At 68.3% G+C, this 17,144-nt stretch carries 19 protein-coding genes; 9 read left to right on the top strand and 10 right to left on the bottom strand.

The genetic code is table 11. The annotated features are described in order from the left end of the window. Positions 1 to 2 precede the first annotated feature (2 nt). Positions 3 to 1,169, top strand: coding sequence for an FAD-binding oxidoreductase (locus G6N14_RS19245; RefSeq protein WP_085136412.1), 1,167 nt, complete (start codon positions 3 to 5; stop codon positions 1,167 to 1,169). Further along, positions 1,166 to 2,068 (top strand): aldose 1-epimerase, encoded by a 903-nt coding sequence (locus G6N14_RS19240; RefSeq protein WP_234808966.1) that lies wholly within the window; start codon positions 1,166 to 1,168, stop codon positions 2,066 to 2,068. Before G6N14_RS19245 ends, G6N14_RS19240 begins: the two co-directional genes overlap by 4 nt. Positions 2,069 to 2,141: 73 nt before the next feature. Here G6N14_RS19240 and G6N14_RS19235 read toward each other — a convergent pair whose 3' ends face one another. From G6N14_RS19235 to G6N14_RS19200, 8 genes are all read right to left on the bottom strand, one after another. Continuing rightward, on the bottom strand, positions 2,142 to 2,513 hold the full coding sequence (locus tag G6N14_RS19235; RefSeq protein WP_085136411.1) for a heat shock protein transcriptional repressor HspR: 372 nt from the start codon (positions 2,511 to 2,513) through the stop codon (positions 2,142 to 2,144). After that, positions 2,510 to 3,709 carry a molecular chaperone DnaJ gene (gene dnaJ / locus G6N14_RS19230; protein WP_085136410.1) on the bottom strand — a complete coding sequence of 400 codons (1,200 nt, stop codon included), beginning with the start codon at positions 3,707 to 3,709 and terminating at the stop codon, positions 2,510 to 2,512. The genes G6N14_RS19235 and dnaJ overlap by 4 nt, the downstream gene beginning before the upstream one ends. Before the next feature lie 21 nt (positions 3,710 to 3,730). After that, positions 3,731 to 4,360 carry a nucleotide exchange factor GrpE gene (gene grpE, locus G6N14_RS19225; RefSeq protein ID WP_085136409.1) on the bottom strand — a complete coding sequence of 210 codons (630 nt, stop codon included), beginning with the start codon at positions 4,358 to 4,360 and terminating at the stop codon, positions 3,731 to 3,733. After that, positions 4,357 to 6,204 carry a molecular chaperone DnaK gene (dnaK, locus tag G6N14_RS19220; RefSeq protein ID WP_085136408.1) on the bottom strand — a complete coding sequence of 616 codons (1,848 nt, stop codon included), beginning with the start codon at positions 6,202 to 6,204 and terminating at the stop codon, positions 4,357 to 4,359. Before dnaK ends, grpE begins: the two co-directional genes overlap by 4 nt. Positions 6,205 to 6,414: 210 nt before the next feature. Then, positions 6,415 to 6,999, bottom strand: coding sequence for an NAD-dependent epimerase/dehydratase family protein (locus tag G6N14_RS19215; RefSeq protein WP_085136407.1), 585 nt, complete (start codon positions 6,997 to 6,999; stop codon positions 6,415 to 6,417). 2 nt (positions 7,000 to 7,001) lie between these two features. Further along, on the bottom strand, positions 7,002 to 7,460 hold the full coding sequence (locus G6N14_RS19210) for a DUF302 domain-containing protein (RefSeq protein ID WP_085136406.1): 459 nt from the start codon (positions 7,458 to 7,460) through the stop codon (positions 7,002 to 7,004). Positions 7,461 to 7,491: 31 nt separating this feature from the next. Beyond that, entirely contained in the window at positions 7,492 to 8,472 is a 981-nt protein-coding gene (locus tag G6N14_RS19205; protein WP_085136405.1) for a nitrilase-related carbon-nitrogen hydrolase, read from the bottom strand. A 5-nt stretch (positions 8,473 to 8,477) separates the two neighbouring features. After that, entirely contained in the window at positions 8,478 to 9,668 is a 1,191-nt protein-coding gene (locus G6N14_RS19200) for a thiolase family protein (protein WP_085136726.1), read from the bottom strand. A gap of 93 nt (positions 9,669 to 9,761) precedes the next feature. Here G6N14_RS19200 and G6N14_RS19195 point away from each other — a divergent pair, with 93 nt between their 5' ends. Next, complete coding sequence (locus G6N14_RS19195) at positions 9,762 to 10,250, top strand: winged helix-turn-helix transcriptional regulator (protein ID WP_085136404.1); 489 nt, start codon at positions 9,762 to 9,764, stop codon at positions 10,248 to 10,250. Positions 10,251 to 10,265: 15 nt separating this feature from the next. On the opposite strand, the gene G6N14_RS19190 is transcribed toward G6N14_RS19195, so the two are convergent. Both G6N14_RS19190 and G6N14_RS19185 read right to left on the bottom strand, forming a co-directional pair. Further along, the gene (locus G6N14_RS19190; protein ID WP_085136725.1) at positions 10,266 to 11,540 is read right to left on the bottom strand and encodes a cytochrome P450; all 1,275 of its coding nucleotides are present in this window, start codon (positions 11,538 to 11,540) and stop codon (positions 10,266 to 10,268) included. A gap of 22 nt (positions 11,541 to 11,562) precedes the next feature. Beyond that, the gene (locus G6N14_RS19185; RefSeq protein ID WP_085136403.1) at positions 11,563 to 12,726 is read right to left on the bottom strand and encodes an FAD-dependent monooxygenase; all 1,164 of its coding nucleotides are present in this window, start codon (positions 12,724 to 12,726) and stop codon (positions 11,563 to 11,565) included. A gap of 188 nt (positions 12,727 to 12,914) precedes the next feature. Between G6N14_RS19185 and G6N14_RS19180 the strand changes: the two genes are divergently transcribed. The 6 genes from G6N14_RS19180 (at position 12,915) to G6N14_RS19155 (ending at position 16,980) form a co-directional block, all read left to right on the top strand. Next, positions 12,915 to 14,396: an amino acid permease gene (locus tag G6N14_RS19180; RefSeq protein ID WP_085136402.1), complete on the top strand. Its 1,482-nt coding sequence runs from the start codon at positions 12,915 to 12,917 to the stop codon at positions 14,394 to 14,396. A gap of 23 nt (positions 14,397 to 14,419) precedes the next feature. After that, positions 14,420 to 14,602: a hypothetical protein gene (locus G6N14_RS19175; RefSeq protein WP_085136401.1), complete on the top strand. Its 183-nt coding sequence runs from the start codon at positions 14,420 to 14,422 to the stop codon at positions 14,600 to 14,602. A gap of 134 nt (positions 14,603 to 14,736) precedes the next feature. Further along, complete coding sequence (locus G6N14_RS19170) at positions 14,737 to 15,258, top strand: hypothetical protein (RefSeq protein WP_179960899.1); 522 nt, start codon at positions 14,737 to 14,739, stop codon at positions 15,256 to 15,258. Positions 15,259 to 15,305: 47 nt separating this feature from the next. Next, positions 15,306 to 15,953, top strand: a complete 648-nt coding sequence (locus G6N14_RS19165; RefSeq protein ID WP_085136400.1) for a hypothetical protein — start codon at positions 15,306 to 15,308, stop codon at positions 15,951 to 15,953. Positions 15,954 to 15,978: 25 nt separating this feature from the next. Continuing rightward, positions 15,979 to 16,347 (top strand): DUF3054 domain-containing protein, encoded by a 369-nt coding sequence (locus tag G6N14_RS19160; protein ID WP_085136399.1) that lies wholly within the window; start codon positions 15,979 to 15,981, stop codon positions 16,345 to 16,347. Positions 16,348 to 16,428: 81 nt separating this feature from the next. Further along, positions 16,429 to 16,980, top strand: coding sequence for a hypothetical protein (locus tag G6N14_RS19155; RefSeq protein ID WP_085136398.1), 552 nt, complete (start codon positions 16,429 to 16,431; stop codon positions 16,978 to 16,980). Positions 16,981 to 17,144: the final 164 nt, after the last annotated feature.

Below are 17,144 nucleotides of genomic sequence, written 5' to 3'. Positions count from 1 at the left end.
CCGTGGGCCTGGACGACCGCGATGCGCTGCGCGTTCTGCATGACGCGTTCGCTGCGCCGTGCGACGCTTCCGGTGTTGTCGCCCAGTTCTTCAACCGATGGTTCGGCACCGACCCGTCGGTCCGCGACCTGTTCCCCGCCGACCTGAGCCCCCAGCGGGACGCCTTCGCCCACGCCATGAGCTGGGTGCTGGGTGAATTCCTCGCCCATCGGGCGCAACCACCCGTGTCGTTCCTGGCTCAACTGGGCCGCGATCACCGCAAGTACGGTGTGACCCAACGCCATTACCAGAGCGTGGGCCAGGTGCTGTTGGTCACCCTGCGGGAGGCGTTGGCCGACCGCTGGACTGCGGCCGTCGACGAAGCCGCCCGCGAGGCGCTGAACCTGATCATCGGCGTGATGGGCGGCGCCGCCGATGCCGAAGAAGGTCCGGCCTGGTGGGACGGCACCGTCATCGAGCATCTCCGGGTCTCGCGCGACATCGCCGTCATCCGGCTCCAGCTGGATCAGCCGATGCCGTACCACCCCGGCCAATACGTCAAAGTCGAGGTACCTCAGTGCCCTCGGTCGTGGCGCTACCTGAGCCCCAGCATTCCGGCCGACGAAACCGGGGCGATCGAGTTTCACGTGCGGGCGGTTCCGGCCGGACTGGTCAGCACCGCGATCGTCAACGAGACCCGGCCCGGCGACCGGTGGCGCCTGTCCAGCCCGTTGGGCGGCCTGCACGTGGACCGGGGCGGCGGCGATGTCCTGATGGTGGCCGGCAGCACCGGCCTGGCGCCGCTGCGGTCGATGATCATGGACCTGACCCGCTGGGGCGAGAATCCGCGCGTGCACCTGTTCTTCGGCGGCCGCTATCCCTGCGAGCTCTACGATCTGCCCACCCTGTGGCAGATCGCGGCGCACAATCCCTGGCTATCGGTGACCCCGGTGTCGGAATACCCGCGCGACCCCGACTGGTCCGCAGACTATCCCGACGTGACACCGCCGCGCGGACTGCATCTGCGCCAGACCGGGCGACTGGCAGACGTGGTCACCCGTTACGGCAACTGGGGCGATCGGCAGATCCTGGTCTGCGGCGGCCCGGAGATGACACGCGCGACCGTGGCCGCCCTCATCGCCAAAGGAACTCCCCCGCAACGCATTCAACACGACCCCCTGTCGGCGTGACCGATCTCGCCGCCTGCGTCCTGTCGGATCCGTCGTCACCGCTGACGGCGACCTTCCGGCCGCACGCCGGCATGATCGGCACCTCGCTGGCCGACGACGGCGTGGAACTGCTCGGCCAACTGCGGGGTGTGGCCGCCTATGTCACCGAGCACAAGACCATGGGCATCCCGCTGCTGTATCCGTGGGCGAATCGCTTGAGCGCCAACACCTACCGGGTGGGCGATACGACGGTGACGCTGGCCCCCGGGGCCGGCGGGGTGCACACCGACGACTACGGCGCCCCGATCCACGGGATCCTGGCCGGCGAGCCCGGTTGGCGGGTGACTGCCCGGTCGGCGTCGGCGCTGACCGCGCAGCTCGACTTCGGATCGCGCCCGGATCTGCTCGCGGCGTTTCCGTTCCCGCACCTGCTGGAGCTGGCGGTGACACTGGCGGACCGCACCTTGACGGTGCGCACCACGGTCACAGCCACCGGTGACACGGTGGTGCCGCTGTGCTTCGGTTTCCACCCCTATCTGCAGCTTCCCGACGTGCCCCGATCGCAGTGGCTGATCCAGACCCCGGCGATGCGGTCCCGGATCGTGGACCCGCACGGCATCCCCACCGGGGCGGTCGCCGCACACCCGGCAACCACGCAGTTGTTGGGCGAGCAGGTCTTCGACCATGGTTTCGACGAGGTGCAGCCGGGATCGGTGTTCGCGGTCTCCGGCGGCGGCCGCCGCGTGGAGGTGTGTTTCGACGCGGGGTATCCGGCGGCGCAGATCTATGCGCCGGCCACCGACGACGTGGTCTGCTTCGAGCCGATGGCCGCGCCCACCGACGCGCTGCGCCGCGGCGGCTACGCGGTGGCGCGCTCGGGCCGGCCGGGTGTGGCCCAGTTCTCGATCCGGCTCGCCTGAGCATTGACTCTGCGCGTACCCGGCAGATGTGCGAGTGGATTGCCTGGTGGGCGCAGAGTCAGCGGGGAAATCGCTAGCTGCGGGGCTGCCAGACCACCACGGCGGTGCTCTTGGGCAAGACGGCGAGCTCCCGACGCTGCTTGGCGCGCAACATCTCCAGCTCGGCCGACATCTCCTTGATCCGCGACTGCAGCGCCTCCACCTGATTGGTCAGCTCGATGATGCGCTTGATCCCGGCCAGGTTGACGCCCTCGTCCTGGGAGAGCCGCTGCACCTCGCGCAGCATGTCCACGTCACGTTCGGAGTAGCGGCGCCCGCCACCGGAACTGCGCCGGGGACTGACCAGCCCGATGCGGTCATAGGTGCGCAGCGTCTGCGCGTGCATCCCGGCCAGCTCCGCGGCCACCGAGATCAAGAAGGTGCGGGAGTTCTCCGAGTTGCTCATGACCGGTTACCCGCCCATCCGGCCCGCGGGTCGAACCCGCTGGCCTGCTCCGCCGCCGCGTAGGCCTCGAGCGCCGCCTGCGCCGAGCCTTCCAGATTGGGGGGAACCGCAACCTTGACGGTGACGAGCAGATCGCCGTGGCCGCCGCCGCGCTTGGGCACGCCGCGCCCCCGCACCCGCAGAATCCGGCCGTCTGCGGTGCCCTTGGGAACCCGCACGCCGACCTTGCCGTCCAGTGTCGGTACCGACAAGGTGGTGCCCAGGGCCAGTTCGGCGAAACTCACCGGGATGGTGACCGTCAGGTCGTCGCCGTCGCGGCCGAAGACCTTGTCCGGGCGCACCCGTACCGTCACGTAGAGGTCGCCCGAGGGAGCGCCGCGCAGGCCTGCCTCTCCCTGACCGGCCAGCCGAATCCGTTGGCCGTCTTCGACGCCCGGCGGAATCCGCACGTTGATGGTTCGGGTCCGGGCGGCCCGCCCGGTCCCCTTGCACTCGGTGCACGGGTGTTCGATGATCGAGCCGCTGCCGCGACATTCGGTACACGGCTCGGAGAACCCGAACGCGCCCTGGTTGCTGCTGATCACCCCGGATCCGTTACAGGACACGCACACCCGCGGGCTGGTGCCCGGCCGGGCGCCGCTGCCGTGACAGTTGGTGCACGGCGCGGCACTGGTCAGGCGCAGCGGCATCTCCACACCCTTGGTGGCCTCGAGGAAACTGAGCTCGGATTCGGTCTCCAGGTCGTTTCCCCGCCGCGGCCGGCTGGGCCGTTGCTGAGCCCCGCGCCCGAACAGGCCGCCGAAGAGATCGCCTATGTTGGCCCCACCGGTCTGCCCGGCGGCGCCGAACAGGTCGTTGAGGTTGAACTCGCCGCCGTCGGCGCCGGTGGAGAACCGGTCGAAGTTGCCGCCGCCGAAGCCGCCGCCCCCGCCGTTGAAGCGCCGGCCGAAGCCGCCGCCGGCGAACAGCCGTCGGGTCTCGTCGTATTCCTTGCGCTTGGCCTCATCGGACAAGACGCTGTAGGCCTCCGAGACCGCCTTGAATCGCTCCGCGGCAGCCGGGTTGTTCGGGTTGCGGTCCGGATGCAGTTCGGAGGCCAACTTGCGGTAGGCGCTCTTGATCTCTTTCTCGCTGGCGTCGGAGGAGACGCCCAACTCCTTGTAGAAGTCTTTTTCGACCCATTCACGCTGAGCCATGCCGCGTCACCTCCTTACCTGTCAATTCTTGTCGGCGCTGTCGCCGTCGACAACTGCTCCGCCCGATCCGGCGTCCGGGACGGTGTCTACGACGCCGACCATCGCGTGCCGCAACACCTGCTCGCCGAGCTTGTAGCCCCGCCGCAGGACGGTGCCGATCACCGAGTGCGTGCCGTCACCCTCATGCTGGACCGCTTCGTGCAGCTGCGGGTCGAATTCATCGCCCTCGACGCCGAACGACGACAGGCCCATCCCGGTGAGCACACCGGTCAACTTGTCGGCAATCGCCTTGAGCGGACCCGATTCCAGGTCACCGTGGCTGCGGGCGCGATCCAGATCGTCGAGGATCGCGAGCAGTTCGGTCACCACCGAGGCCTTGGCGCGATCGGCAACACCTTGCTGATCGCGCAGCGCCCGCTTGCGGTAGTTGGCGAAGTCCGCCTGCACTCGCTGCAGGTCCGCAGTGAGTTCGGCCAGCGGGTCGTCCTGGTCTTCTTCGGCGGGCGGCTCCTCCGGAGCCGGCCCACTGGGGGCCGGTCCGGAGGAACTCTCCCGCACCTCACCGGTTTCGGGGTCGATACGCCGCTTATCGGTGACGGTGATGGTCTCCGGCGGGACGTCGGAGCCGTTCGCGGCGCCCTCGGGGCTCACTTGATGTCTCCATCATCGACCACCTCTGCGTCCACGACGTCGTCGTCGCCGCCGGAGTCCGGTGTGGCCGCAGCGGCCTGCTCAGCCTGGGTGGCCTCGTAGATGGCCTGGCCCAGCGCCTGCGATTCGACTCCCAGCTTCTCCATGGCCGACTTGATGGCGCCGATGTCGGTGCCCTCCAACGCCTTCTTGGCGTCGCCGATCGCGGCGCCGACCTTGGCCAGGGTGTCCTCGGGAACCTTGGAGCCGCCCTCGGCTCCGCGCTGCTCGGCGACGAACTTCTCCGTCTGGTAGACCAGCGACTCGGCCTGGTTGCGCACGTCGGCCTCTTCGCGCCGCTGGCGGTCCTCCTCGGCGTGGGCCTCGGCGTCCTTGATCATCCGGTCGATCTCGTCCTGGGAAAGGCCGGAGCCTTCCTGGATCTTGATCGTGTTCTCCTTGCCGGTGCCCTTGTCCTTGGCGGTGACGTGCACGATGCCGTTGGCGTCGATGTCGAAGGTGACCTCGATCTGCGGGACACCGCGCGGGGCCGGCGGTATGCCGGTGAGCTCGAAGGAGCCGAGCAGCTTGTTGTGCGAGGCGATCTCACGCTCACCCTGGAAGACCTGGATCTGCACCGACGGCTGGTTGTCGTCGGCGGTGGTGAAGGTCTCGCTGCGCTTGGTCGGGATGGTGGTGTTGCGCTCGATCAGCTTGGTCATCACGCCGCCCTTGGTTTCGATACCCAGCGACAGCGGTGTGACGTCAAGCAGCAGAACGTCTTTGACCTCACCCTTGAGCACGCCGGCCTGCAGCGCGGCGCCCACGGCGACAACCTCGTCGGGGTTGACGCCCTTGTTGGGCTCCTGGCCGCCGGTCAGCTCCTTGACCAGGTCGGTGACCGCGGGCATCCGGGTGGAACCGCCCACCAGCACCACGTGGTCGATCTCCGACACCGAGATACCGGCGTCCTTGATCACCGACTGGAACGGCTTGCGGGTGCGGTCCAGCAGGTCCTGGGTGATCCGCTGGAACTCCGCCCGGGTGAGCTGCTCGTCGAGGAACAGCGGGTTCTTGTCGGCGTCCACGGTGATGTAGGGCAGGTTGATCGAGGTGCTCTGCGAGCTCGACAGCTCGATCTTGGCCTTCTCGGCGGCCTCGCGCAGCCGCTGCATGGCCATCTTGTCCTTGGTCAGGTCGATACCCGAGGTGCCCTTGAACTTGTCGACCAGCCAGTCCACGACGCGGTCGTCCCAGTCGTCACCACCGAGGTGGTTGTCACCGGACGTGGCCCGCACCTCGACCACACCCTCGCCGATCTCCAGCAGGGAGACGTCGAAGGTGCCGCCGCCGAGGTCGAACACCAAGATGGTCTGTTCCTTGTGGCCCTTGTCCAGGCCGTAGGCCAGCGCGGCCGCGGTCGGCTCGTTGACGATGCGCAGCACGTTCAGGCCGGCGATCTGACCGGCGTCCTTGGTGGCCTGACGCTGGGCGTCGTTGAAGTAGGCGGGCACGGTGATCACGGCGTCGGTGATGTCCTCACCGAGGTAGGCCTCCGCGTCGCGCTTGAGCTTCATCAGCACGCGGGCGCTGATCTCCTGCGCGGTGTAGTCCTTGCCGTCGATCTCGACTTTCCAGTCCGAGCCGATGTGGCGCTTGACCGAGCGAATGGTGCGGTCGACGTTGGTGACCGCCTGGTTCTTGGCGGGCTGGCCGACGAGCACTTCGCCGTTACGGGCGAACGCGACGACCGACGGGGTGGTGCGCGAGCCCTCCGAGTTGGCTACGACGACGGGGTCCCCGCCCTCCAGCACTGCGACGCACGAGTTGGTGGTCCCGAGGTCGATTCCGACCGCACGAGCCATTGTGGTTCCTCCCTGGTAGACGATAATCCCTAGTCTGAGCGGACTGCGCTCAACGATCCTCCTTTGCCAGCCTCGCTGTCAACTTGGACTTGAGCGATTCCGACTCAACCTTGTCGATGTGGTCAACGGGCTGGGTTCCCGGTTTGTTCCCGAATGGCACAGTGCCGGCGAAAGAGGCACAGACGGATCGCCTGGCGCGGCACAGCCGAATCAGTCGTCGACAACCGTCAGGATGCCCGCGGGAGCATCGAGTGCGTCGAACGTCCGCGCGGCGGCGGTGGCGATGTTCACCCGTGGTTCCGGAGGCAGTTCGCCCTGGTAGTAGGTGCCGGGCCCGTAGAACAGTCCGTAGCGGAGGACTACGCCGTTCGCCACCAGCACCGCTTCCTCAAGCTGTGCGACCGCATCGGCTTCGGGGCCGGGACGAATCCTCCATGCGACGCTTTGGGCGATGATCTTCGTCGCGCCCAATCCCTCCAACGCCCCGACGAGGTTGCGGGTGCCCTCGGCCCGGATACGCGCGTTGAGCAGCGACTCCTGCGGCAGGTCGGCCAGATTGTCTGGTAAATCGGTCAGCTCATGCAGCAACACGTGCGGCGCAAACCAACGGACGGCCCGGGTCAGAGCCGGACGATCGAATACGTCGCAGACGATCGGCTGTGCACCCATTGCGGCCAGCTGGTCGACCTTCTGGGCCGACCTCGTCATGGCGCCGACGGTATGGCCCGCTTCGACGAGCATCGGAACCAGCCGGCTCCCGATCACACCCGAAGCACCCGCAAAGAACACGCGCATGCTCATCCCGCGACCTTCCTCGCCAGCGCAGCCAACTTGGCGTCGAGTTCCTCAGCGGCTGCAAGCAGGGCGGGGTTGGGTTCGACGACCATCAACGAGGACGGTTTGACGTATATCAGGCTGCTGCCAGCACTTTCCTCGCCGACGAGCAGCAGCTCCACCGGAGCGAACAGCCCCGCGGTCACATCGTGACGCAACATCGTGAGCGCGATCAGCGGGTTGCCGATGATCACACGCAGTACCTTGCGGTCGATCCCGGCCTTCTTGATCCATCCGCCATGGTCGAACGTCGCGAACAGCATGAATCCGCTTGCGCCGACGTGGGATTCGACCTCGTATCGGTAGGTTTCCCAGCTGCTGTGATCCTTCGGGAAATCATCGATCGGAACCGGCCGCTCGCCCACGTCGGCAAGCAACGCAGCAACCAGCTCCTCGTAACTCTTAGTGCTCTGATACCGCATCTGGACGCCGGAGAATCGGCGCTCCTGAGGATCACACTGCGACACGATCCACCTCCTCGACCTCGGCGCCGGCAATCTCGCCGCCGACACGGTCCTGGACAGATACACGCGGGGTGCGATCCACCAGCAGGGTCAGCAGGTCTGTGCGGCTGTAGTGCCCGCGGGAGTCCATCTGCGACTTGCGGGCATCGATCAGCGTGAAGTCCAGGTCGGCAATCACCTCGCCCTCACCGGAGCGCAACGGCTCGCCGAGCAGTTCGCCGTGCGGGCTGATGATCGCAGTGAAGCACCCGCCGGAGATGGGCCCGATCGGACATCCGGTGTCGGCCATGATCCGCGCCTGTTGGTCGGGGTCCAACCATGCGGTGGCGTTGACGACGAATGCGGCCGACTCGAGGGCGTGATTGCGCACGCTGGTCTCGATCTGTTGGGCAAACAGGTCGCCGGCGAACGATCCCGGCCACATGCCCGAGTGGATCTGTTCCCCGTCGGCGATCAGGGCGTAGCGCGCCAGCGGCATGTAGTGCTCCCAACAGGCCAGTTGCCCGACCCGCCCGACCGTGCTGTCGACTGCACGCAGTCCGCTGCCGTCGCCCTGCCCCCAGAGCATCCGCTCGTGATAGGTGGGCATGATCTTGCGCCTGCGCTGCAGCAGGCTTCCGTCGGCGTCGAAGAGCAGCTGCGTGTTGTACAGGGAGCCGCCATCACGTTCGGTGACACCGATCGAGACGACCATTTTCGCCTGCCGGGCCGCTGCTCCGATCGCATCGACTTCCGCCGATGGGATGGTCACGGCCTGTTCCATCAGCGTGAGGTGTTGCGGGCGCATCTCGAACGGACGTTGGACGAAAGAGAAATGGGGGTAGTAAGGGATCACCGTCTCCGGAAAGGCCGCGAACTGCACTGCGTGGCGGGCCAGCTGCTCGATCTTCGCCACCACCCGTTCGACGGTCCCTTGCCGGCTGTACAGCACCGGGCTGATCTGCACCGCCGCTGCTCGAATCGTGCTCATCGTCGTCAGCCCTCGATCCGCTCGATGATGGTGGCGTTGGCCATCCCGCCGCCCTCACACATGGTCTGCAGACCGAAACGTGCTCCGCTGTGCTGCAACGCGTGGACCAGGGTTGTCATCAGGCGCGCGCCACTGGCGCCCAACGGATGCCCTATCGCGATGGCTCCGCCGTTGACGTTCGTCTTGGCCAGATCTGCACCGGTGTCCTTGGCCCATGCCAGTACGACGGGGGCAAAGGCCTCGTTGACCTCGAACAGATCGATGTCGGACAGACGGAGCCCGGCACGGCGCAATGCCCTCTCCGTGGCCGGAATCACCCCGGTCAGCATGTAGAGCGGATCCGACCCAACGACCGTGCTGGTGTGAATCCGCGCCAGCGGTCGCAGACCCATCTTTCGGGCGAACTCGCCGCTGGTGATCAACACCGCTGCGCTGCCGTCCGACAGCGGTGACGAGTTGCCGGGGGTGATCTCCCAATTGATCTGCGGGAAGCGTGCCTTCATCGCCTCGTCGTAGAACGCCGGGTTCAACCCTGCCAAAGCGGCCACGCTGGTTCCGGGCCGGATGATCTCGTCGGTGGTCAGGCCTGCGATCGGAGTGAGCTCGTCATCGAAGAGCCCGTCCTTGGTCGCCCGCGCCGCCTTCTCGTGACTGTTGGCGGAGAACTCGTCGAGTTCGGTCCGGGAGAACCCCCATCGCGCTGCGATCAGCTCGGCGCTGATGCCCTGCGGCACCAGACCTTCCGGATAGCGTCGGGTCATCGCTTCACCACGGGGACGACTGCCCGGCAGCAGCGACGCCCCCATCGGTACGCGGCTCATCGACTCGACTCCTGCGGCGATGACGACGTCGTAGGCGCCGGCCACCACGCCTTGGGCGGCGAAGCTGATCGCCTGTTGACTACTGCCGCACTGTCGGTCGATCGTGGTGCCGGGAACCGATTCCGGGAAGCCGGCACCCAGCAGCGCATTGCGGCCGATATTGAAGGCCTGATCACCCACCTGGGTGACGGCGCCGGCGATGACATCGTCGACCTGAATCGGATCGATTCCCGTTCGCTGCACCAGCTCTCGCAGGCTGTGCGCCAACAGGTCGGCAGGCAGGACCTCGTGGAGTGCGCCGCCGGGCTTGCCCCTGCCGATCGGAGTGCGAACGGCGCCGACGATGACGGCGTCGCGACCTTGATATTCGGCCATCATGGCCCTCCTGGCTAGCTAAGTATCGTTATCTATACTCAGCTATACACCCTGGGTATAGTAGAGTCAACCCAGATAGGGAGGTGGACTGCGATGAAATTCCTGCAGGGACCGCTGGCAGACCGCGACAGCTGGTCGGCGATCGGTGAGTGCCCGGTGGAGAAGACCATGGCGGTGGTCGGCACGAAGTCCGCGATGCTGATCATGCGCGAGGCCTATTACGGCACGACCCGATTCGATGACTTCGCGATCCGGGTCGGCATCACCAAAGCAGCGACCGCGAAACGGCTCGCAGAACTTGTCGACCTCGGGTTGCTGGCCCGCCGGCCCTACCGTGAGCCCGGCCAGCGCAGCCGCGACGAGTACGTCCTGACCGAAGCCGGCACTGAATTCATGCCGGTGGTCTGGGCCATGTTCCAGTGGGGACAACGCCACCTGCCCAACCGGGGGCGACTACGTCTGACGCATCTGGACTGCGGCGCGGACGCCCTGGTTGAGATTCGCTGCACCGAAGGTCACCGCATCGAGCCCGGCGAACTGGGCGCACGGCTGGTCACGTCGAAGGTGTCACGCCCTGAATGACACCCGGGCAATGGATCAGGTGGTCGCCGGCATCCGCTGGAAACCGCGCAGGGTGGCCAACCCACGGGGAGTCGGCGGCCCGTCCAGCTGCAGGTCGGGGAAGCGTTCGAACAGTGCGCGCAGGGCGATGGTGGCTTCCATGCGGGCCAGGTTGGCTCCCAGACAGGCGTGGATTCCGCTGCTGAAAGACAGATGGTCTTTGGCGTTGGCCCGGGTGATGTCGAAGCGGTCCGGCTCGGTGAACACGCCGGGGTCGTGGTTGGCGCCTCCCAGCAGCAGTGCCACCGTCTCGCCGGCGGCCACCTGCTGCCCCGCCAGCTCCAGGTCGCACAGCGCGTTGCGCGAGGTCATCTGTACGGGGCTGTCGTAGCGCAGGACTTCTTCGACGGCGGCCGGCCACAGACCGGGGTCGTCGCGCAGCTTCGCCAGCTGATCCGGGTGGCGCAGTAACAGCACGATCGCGTTACCGATCAGGTTGGCGGTGGTCTCAAAGCCCGCGCCGGCGAGCAGCAAGGCCGTCACGCCCAGCTCGCGCCGGTCCAGCTGCCCGTCGCGAATCACCTGGCTGTAGACGTCCTCGCCGGGGTCGGCACGCAACAGCTCGATGTGGTCGCTGAACTCGCGGTCGCCTTCTCGAAGAGAGCGCATGGCGCATCGAAAGGTCTTCCAGGACAACCCGATATCGAGCAACGGGGCACTCCGGTCGCCCCGGTCGAGCATCTGCGACCGCTGATCCTGCGGTATTCCCAGGATCTCGGCGATGATCAAGGCGGGTAAGGGAGCGGCGAAATCGGCGATCAGGTCCGGATGCGCCGCCGTCGCCATCCGGTCCAGCAGCTCCTCGGTGATCTCCACGATCCGGGTCTGCAGCCGCTCGATCGCGCGGGGAGTGAAGGCCCGCACCACAGCTCGCCGGTAGCGGGTGTGGGCAGGCGGGTCCACCACGAGCATCGAGGGCGGTTCGGCCGGATTCGGCAACTGGGGATCGGTCCGGTAGAACACCCAGCGAACAGGCTTGGGCAGATTCATGTTGGCCGGATTGCTCGCCCCGAAGCTGTCGTCGCGCAGGATGGTTCGGCACATCTCATGGTCGGCGGTCACCAGCGCGGCCGGCGTGCGCGTCAGACGCCCACGCGCGCGGATCTGCTCGATCAACGGCGCCTGGTCGCCGCCGCGCAGCGGGCCGACCAACAGGCGTGCCATCGGTTCTCCCCGCCGCGCCTGCACGGCCAGAAGTGCGCGCGGCAGCCCGTGCAATACCGCCCACCGCAGCCACAGACCCGGTTGCATCATCGACCGCCGCCGGGGATCCTCATCGGCGCGCACCGGCGCCCGGCAGCGCGAACGCCGTGCGCGCGGCGATCGATGCCAGATGCCTCATCAACACGACCTCCGGCACCATCGCCGTGGAGCGGCTGACGAGGCTGCTGAGCAGATCCGACCGCACGTTGATGGCCTTGCCGAGCCAGGCCGACTCCCGCACCACCGAGGTGACGCGGCGCCGGCGAAAGGACTCGAAACGCGCGAAGGCGGTCGCCGGGTCGGGGGCCTGGTCGATGAATGCGGCCAGGATTGCCGCGTCCTCCAAGCCCTGGCAGCCGCCCTGGCCGAGGTGCGGGCGCATCGGGTGGGCCGCGTCGCCCACCAGCACGATCGGTCCGCGCGCCCAGCGCCGGGCCGGGGTGCGGTCGTAGAGATCGTCGCGCAGGACGTCGGCCGCCGCGGTGGCGGCAAGAATGCTGGGCAGCGGCTCGGCCCACCGGGCGAACTTCGCCCGCAGGTAGGCCAGCTCCTCCTCGGGGGACCGCTGCGCCGCGGGCGCCCGCTCGGTGGCAAACCAATAGGTCAGCCCCGGCCCCATCGGCACGTGGCCGGTCTCCACGCCGGGCCCCAGGGTCTTGCCGGCCAGGTCCGGATCCATCGCATAGGCGGCGACGCCGCGCCACGCGGTGTACCCGACGTAGCGCTGCTGCAGCGGGCCGTTGAGCTGGCGGGCCACCACCGAGTGCGTGCCGTCGGCACCGATCACGGCATCGAAGGTGCGGGCCGAACCGTCCGAGAATTGCAGCCGCACCGCCGCACCGGTGGTCGCCACGTCGGTGGCGGCCAGACCGTACTCGACGGCGCCCACCGGCAACGCGCCGGCGACGATGTCGCGCAGCGCCCAGCGTTGCACGACGACGAGCGGTTCACCGAGCGCCCTGACTATTCGTTCGGGCTCCGGGCGGCGCAGCCAGGACCCGTCGTGCCAACGCGCCGCCCCGGCCGTGATCCGCCCACCCACCGCGCGGACCGCATCCCCGAGACCGAGTCGGTCCAGGGCGGCCAGCGCATTGGGCCAGATGCTGATGCCGGCGCCTGAGGAGGTGTCGGTGCGCTCTTCGAAGACGGTGACGTCATGGCCGCCCCGGTGCAGCCCGACCGCGCTCGCCAGCCCGGCTACGCCGGCGCCCACGACGGCGATTCGCCACCTCATGAGCCCGACCCCGCTATACCGCACCTGATCGCACCCATGTCCACCTCCCTGACCAGATCACCATGGCATCCGGCTGCGGGGCGGCTGCGGCGGGGTGGTCGCGCGACGCCGCGCCCGAGCGCAGCCGCCGTGCCCGTGACCACGGTTTTGATCCGGATCGGCAATCTCCGTGCGTTACCCTCGCAGCGATGTCACTTTCCCCCGCCCCGCAGCCGGCTTCTCCCGCCGCACTGGCCCGCGAGGACGAGGGCTACCACAAAGACCTGACCCCCCGGCAGTTGCAGATGATCGGCCTGGGTGGCGCCATCGGCACCGGGCTGTTTTTCGGCGCCGGCGGCCGGCTCGCCTCGGCCGGCCCGGGCTTGTTCATCGTCTACGCGGTATGCGGCGGCTTTGCCTTCCTCATCCTGCGCGCACTCGGCGAGCTGGTGCTGCACCGGCCGACGTCGGGATCGTTCGTCTCCTACGCGCGCGAATTCTTCGGGGAGAAGACCGCCTACGTGGCGGGGTGGCTGTACTTCTTGAACTGGTCGATGACCGGGATTGTCGACACCACGGCGATCGCCAGTTATTTCCACTACTGGCACCTGTTCGGGGTGGTCCCGCAATGGACGTTGGCCCTGATAGCGCTGTTGGCGGTGCTGTCGATGAACCTGATCTCGGTCAAGCTCTTCGGTGAGCTGGAGTTCTGGGCAGCGCTGATCAAAGTCGTCGCGCTGCTGACGTTCCTGGTCGTCGGCACCATCTTCCTGGGCGGCCGCTACCAGGTCGACGGCCAGGACACCGGCCTGCAGCTGTTGGCCGACAACGGCGGGCTGCTGCCCACGGGCCTGCTGCCCCTGGTGCTGGTGACGTCCGGAGTGGTGTTCTCCTACGCCGGGGTGGAGCTGGTGGGCACCGCGGCCGGGGAGACCGCCGACCCCGAGAAGATCATGCCGCGGGCGATCAACTCGGTGGTGGCCCGCATTGCGATCTTCTACGTGGGATCGGTGTTGCTGCTGGCGCTGCTGCTGCCCTACACCGCGTTCAAGGAACACCAGAGCCCCTTCGTCACCTTCTTCTCCAAGGTGGGCTTCACCGGCGCAGGCAGTCTGATGAACGTGGTGGTGCTGACCGCGGCCTTCTCCAGCCTCAACGCGGGGCTGTACTCCACGGGGCGGATTCTGCGCTCGATGGCGGTCAACGGCAGCGGGCCGGCGTTCACCGCCAAGATGTCGAAGAACGGGGTGCCCTATGGCGGCATCCTGCTGACCAGCGCGGTAGGCCTGCTCGGCGTGGTGCTCAACGCGGTGCGCCCCGGGCAGGCGTTCGAGATCGTGCTCAACATCGCCGCGGTCGGGGTGATGGCGGCCTGGGCCACGATCGTGGCCTGCCAGCTGCGGCTGCACCGACTCGCCAACGCCGGCGTCATGCAGCGGCCGTCGTTCCGGATGCCGCTGGCCCCCTACAGCGGCTACGTGACGTTGGCGTTCCTGGCCGGCGTGCTGGGCCTGATGCTGTTCGACCAGCGCAGCGGCCCGTTTGTCTGGGGCGTGCTGCTGATCGGGGGCCCGGCACTGTTCGGCGGCTGGTTTCTGGTGCGCGGTCGGGTCCAGGCCGCTGCCACGCTTGCAGCGCCGGAGCACGATCAGGCTCGGCCCGCGGCCGTGCCGCCCGATTTCGACGAGTAGGACGAGTAGTAAGGCGCGATCCCATGGCCCGCAACCGTTATGCAGCCAAGCCCCCGCTGTACGGAATGGTGCTGATCTTCAGCGCCATCGCGATCGTCGCAATCGCCGCGGCCCTGCACGGCGGCTGGTGGTCGATGGCTGGTTATGCGCTCGCGGCGGTGCTGGCGGCCACCGGTGCGGTACTGGCCTTCCGCGATCTTTCCTGACCCCCGCGCCACCGGGGCACCGCGCGTCACTACAGCCACGGGAGTCACTTGGTGCGTACGCTGAGCCGCAATACATGGCAGCGAGGGAATGAGTGCGAGCACCAGAGCAGGCGAAGCCCCCGACGGTCGTAAAGCTGACGCTGGCGGCCGCACTGCTGCTGGCGGGTTGCAGCACCACCGTCGACGGTCACCCGACCGCAGCGCCGGGCGGCGGTGGTCCGCCGGAGCCGTCGCTGCGGCCGCCCCGGACCAGCACGACGCCGTCGAGCCCCCCGCGCCCGGCTCCGTCGGCGACGCCGAACCAGCCGGCCGATGCCATCCCGCTGCCGCCGGACGACAACGGTTACGTCTTCATCGAGACGAAATCCGGGCGGACCCGCTGTCAGATCTCGTCACCGCAAGTCGACTGTGAGGCGGAGTTCACCAACTCCCCCCTCAAGGACGGGCAGCACGCCAACGGGGTCAGCGTCAGCGCCGACGGCACCGTGCAGTGGGTGCTGGGCAACCTGGGCGATATTCCGGTCGTGACCATCGACTACCTGACCTACCGGGCGCAGGGGTGGACGATCAATGCCGATATCGACGGCACCCGGTTCACCAACGACCGCAGCGGCCACGGGATGGTGGTCAGCATCGACAACGTCGACACCTTCTGATCTCTCGTCCAAGTCGCCTGCCAGGGCTTTCCGTTACGATCGGTGAAATGGCGCGCTTCGGATCTTCAGGTGGTTCCGGCAAACCCGGCGAGGACCAGACTCGGTCCATGCCCTACGGTCAGCGCGGCCCGCAGCCGCCCGGCCCGGCCCCGGCGCCCATGGGCCCCCCACGTCCGGGGCCACACTCGGCCGATCCGAGCCATCACACCGGTAGTGCGCCCACCCAGTACGCCGCCGCCTACAACCCTTTCGAGGAGCAGCCCGCAGCGCCGACCACCGATTTCGCGGCACCCACGGCGCTGCCGTGGTTTCGCCGCCGCTCGGTGCTGATCGCTTGGTTCGGGCTTATCGCGGTGATGCTCGGGCTGGTGATCTGGGGAATCGTCCAGCTGACCAGTCGCGGCCCCGGCGGCACCACGACCCCGCAGACCACCAGCTCGTCGAGCACCACCAGCAGCGCGACCAGCACCACCGGTAGCGCCACCACCACGCCGTCGAGCGCCCCCACCGCGCCGCCGGCCCCACCCCGGCAGGCGCCGCCCCAACAGCCTCCGGCGCAGCAGGCGCCGCCTCCCGAGGAGCCGCCGAACCGCTACCGGCCGCGCCTGCCGGCGTTGCCGTCGGTGATCACCATCCCGCCGGTGCCCAAGCTGCCCGATCTGCCGACGGTGATCACCCTGCCGCCGCACCGGTAGGCCGGCTCCCCGGTACTCTCGCCGCATGCAACCGCAGAAGCCGGCCTGGCTCGGCATGGATGTGGTGGCCGTGCTGATCTTCTGCGCGCTGGGCCGCCGTAGCCACGACGAGGGTCTGACCATCACCGGCTTGGCGACCACCACCTGGCCTTTTCTGAGCGGCACGGTGCTGGGCTGGTTGCTGAGCCGCGGCTGGCGCAGGCCCACCGCCGTGTGGCCCACCGGGGTCACCGTCTGGGTCTCGACGGTGCTGGTCGGCATGCTGCTGCGCGAAGCGACCTCGGCCGGCGTGGCCAAGAGTTTCATCCTGGTCGCATCGACGGTGACCGCGGTTTTCCTGCTCGGCTGGCGAGCCGTTTTCTTGGCCGCCCGGCGGCGCCGCGTCCCCCGCTAAGGCGGTTTCCCCAGGTCGCACAGCTTGTCGTCAGGTGCTGGCGCGGCATTTCGTCAGACGTGGCGCCTACCCTCTACGGGTGTGAGCCGAGCGCCGGACGACCCGCACCACGAGCCGACCCAGATGGCCGACTACAGCGGGAACGGCCACTACGGCGGCTACAGCGAGCCGGCTTACGACAGCCAGTACCGCCAGCGCGACCGGTCAACGCCACCCACCCCGTGGTATCAGCGGCCGGTCGCGCTGGTCGGCCTGGGCGCGCTCACGGCGATCTTGATCACCCTGTTGGTGTGGAGCATGGTCCGCCTGGTGCACAGACAGTCCGACCCCGGGGCTCCGGCCACCCCGACGACCACCGCCCCCGCCGGGGAACGCAGCGCCCCGGCCCCGCAGTGGGTGCCGCCCGGCGCCCCGCCGGGCGCAAGCGAGCCGCCCGCCCCGGAGACCGAGCCCCCGACTTCCCCGCCGCCGGCGACCACCGAACCGCCGACCACCACTACCGGCAGCACCGAGCCGCCGACCACCACCGAGCCTCCGGGCACGACCACCGCGCCGAACACCACGACCGCACCCGCGACGCCCACCACCACACGACAGCCGCCGGCGATCGTGATCCCGCTGCCCGGACGCTGAATACCGCGTCGCCTGCCCGCCCGCGATCGCCCGTCGGAACGGTCGTCGGCCGATACAGTTAGGTCAGCCTTTGTCGCGCTGAGCGACCCCGAGGTGGCACTATGAGCGAGCACCGAGCAGGGCTTGAACTGGTCCTGCGCACGATTGGCGGTAAGTTACTAACC

This window comes from Mycolicibacter hiberniae, from assembly GCF_010729485.1.
GTDB lineage: Bacteria > Actinomycetota > Actinomycetes > Mycobacteriales > Mycobacteriaceae > Mycobacterium > Mycobacterium hiberniae.
This window is presented reverse-complemented; position numbering and strand designations above follow the sequence as displayed.